The sequence below is a fragment of the Cupriavidus sp. GW821-FHT07C08 genome (assembly GCF_059419025.1).
This window is the reverse complement of record NZ_JBWKQZ010000005.1, coordinates 142,725-154,855: the sequence shown is the minus strand read 5'-3', so window position 1 is coordinate 154,855 and position 12,131 is coordinate 142,725. Positions and strand designations below refer to the sequence as shown.

The window sequence follows — 12,131 nt, the reverse complement described above, 5'->3', positions numbered from 1 at the left end:
CAAGATTCTAAAGCGCCTGCTGAATACCTGCATACAGATGCCCACACGCGCACACCTATCGAAAAAATGTTAGTAATTCACCTCTTTTAGGTGTCCGGATGTCTGCACATTGATGCACATAAACCACAATCCCGGGCGGCGAATGCTGGCCGTTTCGCTTCTGAGAATCACTCGCATTTATAATCGCGGCCCATTGGCGCGGCCGCCCACGACGTCCCTCCCCTTGGCTTGCGGAACGCGCTGCTTTTCAGGAATTTCATCTTGCAGCCCGCTTTCCGCCTTTCCGGGGGTGCCATCGGCGCCACCCTGTTGTTCGCCCAGCTTGCCGCCCTGCCGGCCCACGCCGCTGATCCCGCACCTGCCTCCGCGCCTGCCGCCAACCCCGAAGCCACGCTGAGCACCGTCACCGTGGTCGGCAACTGGCTGGAAAACGCCAACGAGGCCAAGGTGCTGGAGCATCCCGGCGCGCGTACCATCGTCGACCGCGAGACCTTCCAGGAAGCCGGCGCCAACAATGTGCGCGAGGTGCTGCGCCGCATTCCAGGCGTGCAGGTGCAGGAGAACAACGGCACCGGCGGCAGCGATGTGTCGCTCAACGTGGGCGTGCGCGGGCTGACCTCGCGCCTGTCGCCGCGCTCGACCATCCTGATGGACGGGGTGCCGCTGGCAGTGGCGCCCTACGGCCAGCCGCAGCTGTCGATGGCGCCGCTGTCGCTGGGCAACCTGGAGACCATCGACGTGGTGCGCGGCGCCGGCTCGGTGCGCTACGGCCCGCAGAACGTGGGCGGCATCATCAACTTCGTGACGCGCCCGGTCCCGAAGCTGTTTGCGGCCGATGCATCGGTATCGACCGACATCTACAGCCATGGCGGTAGCGTCAAGACCAACCCGACCGCATTCATCGGCGGCACCAACGACAACGGCCTGGGCGGCGCGTTGCTGTACTCGGGCATCCATGGCAACGGCTATCGCGAGAGCAACGACCACGTCAATATCGACGACCTGATGCTCAAGGGCGCGTACCGGATCTCGAAGACCGATGAGCTGAGCGCGGCCTTCCACTACTACGAGGGCAGGGCAGGCATGCCCGGCGGCCTGACTTCGGCCCAGTATGCCGCCGACCCGTTCCAGTCGGTGCGGCCCTACGACAATTTCGATGGCCACCGCAGCGACTTCAGCCTGAAGTACAGCCACAACGACAACAACCGCAAGTTCGAGGTGCTGACGTACTACACCGACAGCTTCCGCGGCAGCAATATCGAGCAGCAAGGCACCGGCGCGCAGGCCAACCTGCGCCGCCTGACCGCGGCCCCGCGCAACTACCATACGTTCGCGATCGAGCCGCGCTACTCGCAGCTGTTCCGCGGCGAGAGCATGAGCCACGAGGTCAGCGTCGGCTACCGCTTCCTGCGCGAAGCCAGCGACGAAAAGGCATCGCGCACGCTGTTCTACACCCCGGGCACCATCGACCCCACCACGCTGCCGTCGCCGGTGTACCAGTCGCGCACGGGCGGCACCACCGCCAATGCGGTCTATATCGACGACACCATCAACGTCGGCAGCTGGACCATCACGCCGGGCCTACGCTACGAGTTCATCCGGTCGTACGTGACCGACAACTTCAGCGGCGCGCGCAACGACGTCTCGTCCAACGAGCCGCTGCCGTCGCTGGCGGTGATGTATCACGTCAGCGACCAGTGGAAGCTGTTCGCCAATGCCGGCGTCTCGTTCGGGCCACTGCAGTACTTCCAGATCGCGCAGACCACCAACGGCCTGACGCCCGAGAAGGCCAAGACGTATGAGGTCGGCACGCACTTCAACGCCAACGGCTGGGGCGGTGAGCTGACGCTGTTCAATATCGACTTCGACGACGAGCTGCAGCTGCGCGGCGGCACCGGCGGCGCGCCGGATGCGTGGACCAACCTCGGCGCCACCACCCACCGCGGCGTGGAATCGTCGCTGCGCTATGACTTCGGCGCGCTCGACAAGTCGCTGGCCGGCCTGTCGGCGTACGCGACCTACACTTTCACCGAAGCTACCTACAGCCAGGGCAATTTCGCTGGGCGCGACCTGCCGTTCTATTCGCGCCACGTGGCCACCGTGGGCATGCGCTATGCGCGCAACCGCTGGGCGCTCAATGTCGATGGCTTTGCGCAGTCGAAGCAGCATTCGCCGGGCGATCCGAGCACGTCGACCAGCTACCAGACCGCGGAAAGCGCAAACGGTGCGCTGGGCGATATCCCGGGTTATGCGCTGCTGAACATGCGGCTGGGCTATGACTTCGGCAAGTCGGCGCAGAATCTGAAGGTGGCGGTTGGGGTGAAGAACGTGTTCGACAAGCGCTATTTCACGCGCTCGACCGACAACAATGCGGGCAAGTATGTGGGGATGCCGCGGACGTTCTATATCCAGGCGTCGCTGGCGTATTGAGGCGCAGTCTAGCGCCACCGCCCCCCACCCCTCAGGAATGCAAAACGGGTCGCCATGGCGACCCGTTTTGCATGTTCAGCGATGGGATCGTTAGACGATCTCGCGCGTCTCCAGGAACTGCAGCTCCGGGAACCGCTCCTGTGTCAGGCGCAGGTTCACCATGCTCGGCGCCAGATAGACATGGTCGCCCGCGCCATCGAGCGCCACGTTATGCCCCGCCTTGGCGATCAGCTTCTCGATCTCCGCGGGCGTGCCCTTGAGCCAGCGCGCGGTCGCGCATTCATGCGATTCGAAAATGGCATCGACGCCGTACTCGTGCTCGAGCCGGTGCGCGACCACGTCGAACTGCAGGATACCGACCGCGCCCAGCACCAGGTCGTTAGAAGCAAGCGGGCGGAACATCTGTGTGGCGCCCTCCTCGGCCAGCTGCTGCAAACCCTTCTGCAACTGCTTGACCTTGAGCGGGTTGTTCAGGCGCGCGCGGCGGAAGAACTCTGGCGCGAACGACGGGATGCCGGTGAACTTGAGCGGCTCGCCCTCGGTGAAGACATCGCCCAGGCGGATGGTGCCGTGGTTGGGCACGCCGATGATGTCGCCGGCGTAGGCTTCTTCCGTCGTGTTGCGGTCCTGCGCCATGAAGGTGATGGCGTTGTTGATCGCCACGGTCTTGCCGGCGGACACGTGCAGCAGCTTCATGCCGCGCTCGAAACGGCCCGAGCACACGCGCACGAAAGCGATGCGGTCGCGGTGGCGCGGATCCATATTGGCCTGGATCTTGAAGACGAAGCCGGTGAACTTGGGCTCCTGCGGCTCAACCACGCGCGAATCCGTGTTGCGCGCCAGCGGCGGCGGCGACAGCTCGCACAGCGCATCCAGCAGCGACTGCACGCCGAAGTTGTTGATGGCCGAACCAAAGTAGACCGGGGTCTGCTTGCCGTTGAGGAACGCATCCTTGTCGAAAGTGTGCGAGGCACCGCGCACCAGCTCGATCTCGATGCGTAGCTCTTCGGCCTGGCTGCCCAGGATGCGGTCCAGCTCCGGGTTGTCCAGCCCGTCCAGGATCGCGGCCGTGCCCTTCTCGCCGTGCGGATCGAACAGCTGCACCTTGTCGTCGATCAGGTGGTACACGCCGCGGAAGGCCTTGCCCATGCCGATCGGCCAGGTCATCGGCGCGCACTGGATCTGCAGCACCTCCTCGATCTCATCGAGCAGCTCGATCGGCGAACGGCCTTCGCGGTCGAGCTTGTTGATGAAGGTGAGGATGGGCGTGTCGCGCAGGCGGCAGACGTTGAGCAGCTTGATGGTCTGCGCTTCCACGCCGTTGACCGAGTCGATCACCATCACCGCGGAGTCCACCGCGGTCAGCGTGCGGTAGGTGTCTTCAGAGAAGTCCTCGTGGCCCGGGGTGTCGAGCAGGTTGACGATATTCTCCTGCGCCTTGCCATCAGCGGTCTCCCGGCGGTAGGGGAACTGCATCACCGACGAGGTCACCGAGATGCCGCGCTGCTTTTCCAGCTCCATCCAGTCCGAGGTGGCGTGGCGGTCGGCCTTGCGCGCGCGCACTTCGCCCGCGACCTGGATGGCGCCGCCGAACCACAGCAGCTTTTCGGTCAGGGTGGTCTTGCCCGCATCGGGGTGGGAGATGATGGCAAAGGTGCGTCGACGCGCAATTTCAGAAACGAGCGAGCTCACGGCAGCGGAGTTTGACTGGGAAATATTGGATGGCCCGGCGGGCGGCCGGGCCAGGGCCGGCAGCGCCCGCAGGCGATGGCGGGGCCGGGCTCTGCGGGCACGCGAAGGGAATGGGGCGCTATTTTACCGGTTTTGCGCACCGCTCCGGGTTTGTGGCGGCCCGGTTCGGCAAGTTATTCCGCCAGCTTATCCGCCGGCTTGCCGCGCAGGCTGCCGAACTGCAGCGCGTATTGGCGCGTCAGTTCCGCGCCGAAGAAGAATATCTGTGCCGAGTAATACACCCACAGCATCAGCGCCACCACCGAACCCGCGGCCCCGTACGACGAGGCCACGGCGCTGTTGCCCAGGTACAGGCCGATCAGCCGCTTGCCGATCGAGAACAGCAACGCGGTGATGACCGCGCCCATGGTGACGTCGCGCCAGGCAATGCGCGCGTTGGGCAGCATCTTGAAGATCACCGCGAACAGCGCCGTCACCACGGCAAAGGAAAAGGCGGTGGAAATCACGTCGGCCACCGGCGCGAACCACGACTGCGTCCACAACTGGCCCCAGAGGCGCTCCACCACGGCCAGCGCCGCATTGACGATCAGCGACACCAGCAGCATGAAGGCCAGCACCAGCACCAGGCTGAACGACAGCAGGCGCGCGCGCAGCAGCTGCTGCCAGCCCGCGGTCGCGGGCACCGGCACATGCCAGATGTCGTCCAGGCTGCTCTTGAGCTCGGCAAAGGCGCTGGTGGCGCCCACGAACAGGATGCCCGTCGCCACCAGCGCCGCCATGCCGCTGCCGCCGGCGCGGTGCGTGGCCGCCAGGATTTCCTGGATGGCCGCGGCGCCCTGCTCGCCCACCAGGCCTTCAAGCTGCGAGAAAATCTCGCCGCGCGCCGCCTCGGCGCCGAAAAACAGGCCGGCGATCGAGATCACCAGCACCAGGATCGGCGCCAGCGAGAACAGCATATAAAAGGAGAGCGCCGCCCCCTTGCTGGCCGCCCGATGCGCGAACCAGGAGTTGATGGCGGCGGCGACCACGCGCAGGGTGCGCGTGCCGGTATGGCGGTCCGGCAGCCAGTGCGGGCGGCGCCGGCGGGGCTGTGGCGCCACGCTGCCGGCGGAATTGGTCGGGTGTTCGGTGTTGTCGGTCACGGCCTGGTGCTGGCGCGATGCGCCAAGCGGATCGCGGGTGCGTTGCGCATGCCTTCGCGTCGCGGTCTGTGCGAGGGCCCGTGCGTTCATCATACTGCGCATTGCGCGCTGCCCCAAGCCGGCGCACGAGGGGCAACCTGCTACAGTAGGACGAGGCACACCTGCCGGCGCAACCCGTGCCCGCGCGCCGGCGCAAGGAGGCACCGTGACCTGCAACCTCCGCACGCGCCCAGCGGCCGTGCTACTGATCATCGGGATGCTGGGCTGCGCTGGCTGCGAACGCAGCCAGCCGGGCCCCAAGCCCATTTCCGGCACGGCGGCCAGCGCCACCCCGGGCGCGCCCGCCACGCTCAATCCCGCCGACACACCAGGCGCGCCGGCCTCCGGGCAGCCACGCTGACGGTGCTACAGGCACTGCAGGCACCGACCGGGGCGTACCCGTTTCTGCGTGACCCATCGGCGGCCGGCGCAGGTGTTGTCGGGCCGCGCCCACTGCAAGACCGGTTTCAGGCGTGCAACGCGTTGCAAGGCCGCGCCTGCGGGCGTGGCGCAGCGCGTTGTCCCGCACCCGGCGTACGCAACGGGCAGCCTGCGCCACACTAGCGCGGCCATCACGCGCGCCACCGCGCGCAGGGCGCGTTGCAGCGGCGAAACCAATTGGTCTGCCACTGCGCCCCGGAGTCTGCCCGCGCTCGCCCCGCACGCCGCAAACCCGCGTGGCATAAGCCTTTGCGGCCCTTGGCACACTTGTCGCTCAGGCTGGACAGGGGCACATGCGTCCGTGTCCGTTGAACCCGTCATTGCACGCAGGAGAAAACCCAGCCATGCGTCATCCGCCATCACGCATGACGGCGCGCCGGCGCTCCTACCGGCTCGCAGGCCCGCCACCGTCGGTGGTGGATCTGCTGTCGTCGCCGCTGTTGCCCCATCCGCGTGCGCGCACGCCGCCAGCGGCGCAAGGCGCGGGCTGCGCAGCGACGGCAAGGCAGGGGGTTGCCAGGACTGCCTTCCGGCGCCATGCGGGCAAGCGGCGCGCGTGACCGCAGGCAGCATCGGCGACGCAGGCATTCGCGGCAGGCTGGCGCCGCAAACAGAATGATGCGGGCACACGAGCCAGCGTGCCCGCGCGGATTTGGTGCTCCGTCCCCCGGCGGGCACCGTTTTTTCCACAGGGAGGCACCAACCATGACAGCCGGATTGCTTGCCGCCACGGTGCTGGCGGTGTTTTCGACCAGCGCCGCCGCGGCAAGCTACGCCTGGTTCGACCGCCCCGAAGCGGCCAGCGCCAACAGCCACGCAGCGGTCAGCAATGACGTCTACGTGCGCGGCTTTGGCTGGGCCTGGGGGGAACTGCAACTATCCCCGGACACATCGTCCGGTGGCGCCATGCCAACGCCAGGGCGGCAAGCGCGCGACAAGCCGGAGCGCGGCGCGATCGTGCCGTGGCGCCAGCATGACGAGAACGGGCCGCCGCGCCATCCGCGCGGCAAGCTCAGCATGAACCTTGCCGCCGAGCCGATGGATGCGGCCAGCGGCGGGTCCGGGGCCAGCCAGCCCCGTGCGGTGGTGCGCTGACGTGCCGACGGGCACGAGGAAAGGCGGAACCGGCGAGCGGACGTCGCCTGTTCCCCTTTCCTGCGGCGCCTGGGATTGCGCCCGGCTACCGGCAAGCTGCGCCGGCTGAGGCCCGCCAACCGCCAACCGTTTACTCGCCCGCCGTCGGCTGGCTCTCCACGCGAATGTTGTGCTTGTGCATGAGCCGGTACAGCGTCACGCGCGAGACATTGAGTTCGCGCGCGGCCGGTACCACGTGAAAGCCGTGGCTGGCCATCACGGTGCGGATGGCCTCGCGCTCGGCCTCTTCGCGGATCGCGTCGAGGGTCTTGCGCGGCAGTTCCGCCCCGCCATGCAGCTGCAGGTCTTCGGCGGTGATCTTGCGGTTGTCGGTCATCACGATGGCGCGGCGCACGCGGTTGATCAGTTCGCGCACGTTGCCCGGCCACGCGTACTGCATCATTGCCTGCGTTGCGCAGGCCGAGAACCCACGAATGCGCCGGTGCGCCTCGTGCCCGTGCTCGGTCAGCACCGCGTTGGCCAGCTGCAGGATGTCCTCGCCGCGCTCGCGCAGCGCCGGGATGGTCAGCGTCAGCACGCACAGCCGGTGGAACAGGTCGGAACGGAAACGCCCGTCGGCCTGTGCCGCCACCAGGTCCACGTGCGTGGCCGAGATGATGCGCAGGTTCAGCGGGATCGACTGGTGTCCGCCCAGGCGGGTGATCATGCCCTGCTGCAGGAAACGCAGCAGCGCCACCTGGCTTTCCAGCGGCAGGTCGCCGATCTCGTCCAGGAACAGCGTGCCGCCCTGCGCCTGCTCGATCCAGCCGATCTTGCGCTGGTTGGCGCCGGTGAACGCGCCCTTTTCATACCCGAACAGCTCGGACTGCACCAGGTGCGAGGGAATCGCACCGCAGTTGATGGCGATGAACGGTCCCTTGCGCCGGCTCGAGGCATCGTGGATCGCCTGCGCGGCGAGTTCCTTGCCGGTGCCGGACTCGCCGGAAATGAACACCGGTGCCTCGTTGTGCGCCACCTTGGCCAGCGAGCGGAACATCGCCCGCATGGCCGCGCACTCGCCGATCATGGTGCCGCGCGAGGCGGTCTCCTGCGGGCGCGCGCCGTGCAGCGACGCCATGCCCTGCGCATGCTTGAGCGTGTAGAGCAGCTCCGGCATCGAGAACGGCATGCGCACGTAGTCGACGCAGTAGTCGCGGATCAGCCGGCGCACGCGCTCCTGCGCCAGCATGTCATCGGAGGTGATGGCCACCCACGTAATATGCAGGTACTGCAGTGCCTGTTCGAGCTGCGCGAACTCGGCATCGCTGTAGTCGGACTGCAGGTCGATCACGCCTGCCATGGGCGGGCAGGCCCGCACCACGCGCTCGAGGTCGCGAATCTGCTGGACCCGGCGGATTTCCCATCCCGCGGCTGTGCCTGACGGGTCAAAACCAAAATCTTCATGACGCGACACGACCACGATCTGTGCAGTGCGTGACGCCTTGCACAGTCGGTCCATCACGATCTCCCGGACGTTAGGCTTGTTTTTGGTTCCGGCACCCGTGTCCGCCGTCGCGGGCTGGGGCCGCGGCGGACGGTGGGGCTGAACTGGCTGCGGGCACGCACCCGCGCGCGACGTCGGTATCACGAGCTGGACAGACTGCGGAGTTGCTCATCGGGCGCGGCAAGATAGTCCGCACCTGCCTGGAGCTGATCGCGGATACGCCGCCGCACAGTCTCCTTTTCACGCATCAACTCCAGGCGCGGCGCCTGCGGCGACTGGCCGGAGTATTGGTAGTAGAGCGTCTTGTAGGTCAGCTGGCTCAGGATCCATTCCTGCAGCAGCGTGCGCTGGCGTGCCAGTTCGCCCTCGAGCAGGCGATGGCGGCGCAGCAGGTTGGCCACGGCCGCGCGCGCGCTGTCGCTGAGTTCGCTGTCTTCGGCAAGCAGGGCGGCCACGTCGGCCGTCGCGCCCTCTTGGACTGCCCGCTTGCTGGGCGCTTCGCCTGCGGCTTCCCCCACGGCAGCCCAGGCATGATGGATGGATCGGATGGAGCGGTTATTAGTCTCCCTGACAGGCCCGATGGCGGGTCGCCGGATCTCTCCTGCGGTCATGATAATCCCCGTTGAACAACATCCCCCGGCACTACACGTCTGCGGTTACCACTTGTCAGTCTTTGAACTGGTTTTTGTCTGCGTGGCGCGCGTGTTTCCCGCACGCTCCCGGATGGTGGCTATGCCGCCTTGTTGACGGTCTGGTCCGAAATGTCCCCCCACTGGCGAACGGCGCTCAAGCGCTCTCGGTTGGCTCCGACATCCTGCCGCATGCACCGGAGTCAAGAAGGGGCGCCTTGCCGCGCCCCTCTTTGCCACGTCTATAGTTCAGTGCATTTGGGGCACTTTGTCCAGCCCCGCGTGGGTGGCTTACAGCCAATCTCATACTTTGGTATGAGGCCGCGAGCACACTAGCTGCCGGCCTGCGAACACACCGTTGTCAGGCGCATTCCCGGCGGCCAACGTTAGCATATATGCTACGCAGAAACGGGTACGCTTTCACACCCCCGAACGGGTGATAACGACTCCGTCTCCGCGGGAATGGCAAGCCGCGCCTCATGCCGCGAGGGCGTGGCGGACTGTCACGCAGAAACAGGTACGCCCGGCCTGTGGGCCCGCCTGCGCGGTACGCAGAAACGGGTACGGCTGACGAATGCGGGACGGCGCTGCGGCACCGCCCGGCATCACGATGGCGATATCATGACAGCGGCGCACCATGAAAAAAAAGGCGGCCCTGGCCGCCCTTCCTTCATCCCATGCCGGCTGGCACGCTCAATGCCCCGGCAGGTAGTAGAACTTGAAGATGAACACCACCGCGATGATCCACACCATCATGGGCACGCTGCGGGCGCGGCCAGTCAGCAGCTTGAGCGCCCCGTAGCTGATAAAGCCGAACGCAACGCCGTTGGCGACCGAGTACGTGAACGGCATGCCAAGTGCGGTCATCACCGCGGGCACGACTTCGGTGACGTCATTCCAGTCGACCTCCAGCAGCTCGCGCAACATCAGGCAGGACACATACAGCAACGCCGGCGCAGTGGCATAGGCCGGCACCGTGCCGGCCAGCGGCGCGATGAACAACGCCGCGAGAAACAGCACGGCCACCGTCACCGCCGTCAGTCCGGTGCGCCCGCCCGCCTGCACGCCGGACGCGCTTTCGATATACGCCGTGGTGGAAGACGTACCGAGGAACGAGCCCGCCATGATCGCGGTGCTGTCGGACATCAACGCCTTGTTCAGCCGGTCCATTTTCCCGGCCTTGAGCAGGCCCGCGCGGTTGGCCACGCCCATCAGCGTGCCGGTGGCGTCGAACAGTTCCACCAGGAAGAACACCAGCACCACGTTGATGATGCCGATCGACAGCGCGGCGGAGATATCGAGCTTGAACAGCGTCGGGCTGAGCGACGGCGGCGCGGAGAACACGCCGTGGAAGGTATTGCCGGCAAATGCAAAGCTCAGCAGCGTGGTCAGCAGGATGCCGATCAGGATCGCGCCCTTCACCCGCAGGTGGTCCAGTGCCACGATCACGAAGAAGCCGATGATCGCCAGCACCGCCGAAGGCTGGTGCAGGTCGCCGATGGTCACCAAGGTGGCCGGGCTGGCGGTGACGATGCCGGCGTTCTTCAGCGCGACAATCGCCAGGAACAGGCCGATGCCCGCGGTGATTGCCACCCGGATCGAATGCGGAATGCCATTGACGATCATCTCGCGCACGCGGAACAGCGTCACCAGCAGGAACAGGCAGCCGGAGATAAAGACCGCGCCGAGCGCCGCCTCCCACGCAAAGCCCATGCCCTTCACCACCGTATAGGCAAAGTACGCGTTCAGGCCCATGCCCGGCGCCATCGCGATCGGGTAGTTCGCGTAGAAGCCCATGATCAGCGTGCCGATCGCCGCGGCCAGGCAGGTGGCGACGAACACCGCGTCCTTCGGCATGCCCGCATCGCCCAGGATCGACGGGTTGACGAAGATGATGTAGGCCATCGTCAGGAAGGTGGTGACGCCGGCGAGGATCTCGGTGCGCACATCGGTCTGGTGTTCGCGCAGCCTGAACAGGCGCTCGATCAGCGAAGGCGCGGCCTGGGGATGGCCGTGCGGCGGATTGGCGGTTGACGTGCCCGGCTTGGAAGCGGGTTCCGGCATCGACATGACTGGTCTCCTGATATCGTTATCGTGTGCGCGGCGACAAGGACGGCGCGGCCGCCGGTGGCTGGCTTCGGCCTGAAGCAGCCTGCGACGCCCCGCTGTGCGGCAGGCGTACTCTGGTGCAGGTCAGCCCCGCTTCGCCATGGCACAGGCGAATAAGCGATATGCAAAAGGCATGATGATCCCACAGCGCACACCGCGGAAGCCAGCGCCGCAACGGGCGCATTCCGGGGCGTCCCCAGCTTGACGCTCGCGGCAATCCCCCGTATAAAGCCGCCTAGATTCAAGCGACGAGGCAACAGTTCATTCGTTAGCCACCGTCTGGTACTTCGGTTGTCCATGGTGTCCTTTCCTTGAGTTCCCCGTGTCGGATGACGTTTTCGTCATGCGATGTTTTTTGTCCTTTTTCTGGAAAGCAAATCATGCAAACCGGTATCGTCAAGTGGTTCAACGACGCCAAGGGCTTCGGCTTCATCAAGCCGGACGCGGGTGGTGACGACCTCTTCGCCCATTTCTCGGAAATCCGCGCCGACGGCTTCAAGTCGCTGCAGGAAAACCAGCGCGTGCAGTTCGAAGTCAAGAATGGCCCGAAGGGCCTGCAGGCCGCGAACATCACCCCGCTGTAAGCGTTGACTGCCGGCGCGCCCCGTGCGCGCCGAACAGCATAGAACCCCGCCCGATGGCGGGGTTTTTTGTTTTCAGACGCGGATAGCGCCACTGGCGGCGCTACCAGCGCCACCTTCATCACACCCCGGCTCGCCCCCGATCGGCGGCCAGGCGCCCCGCTCTTGCTCCCGCCCGCCGATGCGGCCGACAGCCAGCACTCCTGGCCTTGCGCGGCACGCCATCCCGCTCACCACCCTGCCTCTCGCCCCACGCAGAATCGGGTACGCCCTGCTGCGCCGCACGAAGTCCAAGGCTGCCCGTGGGCGTCGCAGAAATGGGTACGGTCGGCCTGCCGGGCCAACTCGCGCGCTGTGCCGCGATGTACGCAGAAACAGGTACGCCCTGCGGCGGATGTGGCCTTTCCAGAGGCCTTCTTGCACGCAGAAACGGGTACGCCTGGATTTTTCTTCACATTTGATTCGGTCGATGGCAGCGCTTGTCTGCTCC

Annotated in this window: 10 protein-coding genes; 5 read left to right on the top strand and 5 right to left on the bottom strand. The window is 66.2% G+C overall.

Annotation, left to right across the window (positions count from 1 at the left end; translation table 11 throughout):
- Positions 1-261 precede the first annotated feature (261 nt).
- Complete coding sequence (locus AC07UK_RS09000; RefSeq protein WP_494685870.1) at positions 262-2,430, top strand: TonB-dependent receptor family protein; 2,169 nt, start codon at positions 262-264, stop codon at positions 2,428-2,430.
- Positions 2,431-2,520: 90 nt separating this feature from the next.
- Here AC07UK_RS09000 and AC07UK_RS08995 read toward each other — a convergent pair whose 3' ends face one another.
- Complete coding sequence (locus tag AC07UK_RS08995) at positions 2,521-4,122, bottom strand: peptide chain release factor 3 (RefSeq protein ID WP_494685869.1); 1,602 nt, start codon at positions 4,120-4,122, stop codon at positions 2,521-2,523.
- Between the two features lie 173 nt (positions 4,123-4,295).
- Positions 4,296-5,366 carry a YihY/virulence factor BrkB family protein gene (locus AC07UK_RS08990; protein ID WP_436224524.1) on the bottom strand — a complete coding sequence of 357 codons (1,071 nt, stop codon included), beginning with the start codon at positions 5,364-5,366 and terminating at the stop codon, positions 4,296-4,298.
- A gap of 103 nt (positions 5,367-5,469) precedes the next feature.
- On the opposite strand from AC07UK_RS08990, the gene AC07UK_RS08985 reads away from it, so the two are divergent.
- From AC07UK_RS08985 to AC07UK_RS08975, 3 genes are all read left to right on the top strand, one after another.
- The gene (locus AC07UK_RS08985; RefSeq protein WP_235205753.1) at positions 5,470-5,664 is read left to right on the top strand and encodes a hypothetical protein; all 195 of its coding nucleotides are present in this window, start codon (positions 5,470-5,472) and stop codon (positions 5,662-5,664) included.
- Positions 5,665-6,088: 424 nt separating this feature from the next.
- Entirely contained in the window at positions 6,089-6,304 is a 216-nt protein-coding gene (locus AC07UK_RS08980; RefSeq protein WP_494685868.1) for a hypothetical protein, read from the top strand.
- Between the two features lie 145 nt (positions 6,305-6,449).
- The gene (locus tag AC07UK_RS08975; RefSeq protein ID WP_494685867.1) at positions 6,450-6,839 is read left to right on the top strand and encodes a hypothetical protein; all 390 of its coding nucleotides are present in this window, start codon (positions 6,450-6,452) and stop codon (positions 6,837-6,839) included.
- A gap of 130 nt (positions 6,840-6,969) precedes the next feature.
- On the opposite strand, the gene AC07UK_RS08970 is transcribed toward AC07UK_RS08975, so the two are convergent.
- From AC07UK_RS08970 to AC07UK_RS08960, 3 genes are all read right to left on the bottom strand, one after another.
- On the bottom strand, positions 6,970-8,337 hold the full coding sequence (locus AC07UK_RS08970; RefSeq protein ID WP_494685866.1) for a sigma 54-interacting transcriptional regulator: 1,368 nt from the start codon (positions 8,335-8,337) through the stop codon (positions 6,970-6,972).
- Between the two features lie 125 nt (positions 8,338-8,462).
- Positions 8,463-8,933 carry a hypothetical protein gene (locus tag AC07UK_RS08965; RefSeq protein ID WP_013954098.1) on the bottom strand — a complete coding sequence of 157 codons (471 nt, stop codon included), beginning with the start codon at positions 8,931-8,933 and terminating at the stop codon, positions 8,463-8,465.
- A gap of 711 nt (positions 8,934-9,644) precedes the next feature.
- Positions 9,645-11,021: an NCS2 family permease gene (locus tag AC07UK_RS08960; protein ID WP_494685865.1), complete on the bottom strand. Its 1,377-nt coding sequence runs from the start codon at positions 11,019-11,021 to the stop codon at positions 9,645-9,647.
- A 419-nt stretch (positions 11,022-11,440) separates the two neighbouring features.
- On the opposite strand from AC07UK_RS08960, the gene AC07UK_RS08955 reads away from it, so the two are divergent.
- Positions 11,441-11,644, top strand: coding sequence for a cold-shock protein (locus AC07UK_RS08955; protein ID WP_010811149.1), 204 nt, complete (start codon positions 11,441-11,443; stop codon positions 11,642-11,644).
- Positions 11,645-12,131 lie beyond the last annotated feature (487 nt).

Coding starts and splice junctions, on each gene's coding strand:
- AC07UK_RS08990 (WP_436224524.1), bottom strand. CDS start 5,366: ATGCGCAGTATGATGAACGCACGGGCCCTCGCACAGACCGCGACGCGA.
- AC07UK_RS08980 (WP_494685868.1), top strand. CDS start 6,089: ATGCGTCATCCGCCATCACGCATGACGGCGCGCCGGCGCTCCTACCGG.
- AC07UK_RS08975 (WP_494685867.1), top strand. CDS start 6,450: ATGACAGCCGGATTGCTTGCCGCCACGGTGCTGGCGGTGTTTTCGACC.
- AC07UK_RS08970 (WP_494685866.1), bottom strand. CDS start 8,337: ATGGACCGACTGTGCAAGGCGTCACGCACTGCACAGATCGTGGTCGTG.
- AC07UK_RS08965 (WP_013954098.1), bottom strand. CDS start 8,933: ATGACCGCAGGAGAGATCCGGCGACCCGCCATCGGGCCTGTCAGGGAG.
- AC07UK_RS08960 (WP_494685865.1), bottom strand. CDS start 11,021: ATGTCGATGCCGGAACCCGCTTCCAAGCCGGGCACGTCAACCGCCAAT.
- AC07UK_RS08955 (WP_010811149.1), top strand. CDS start 11,441: ATGCAAACCGGTATCGTCAAGTGGTTCAACGACGCCAAGGGCTTCGGC.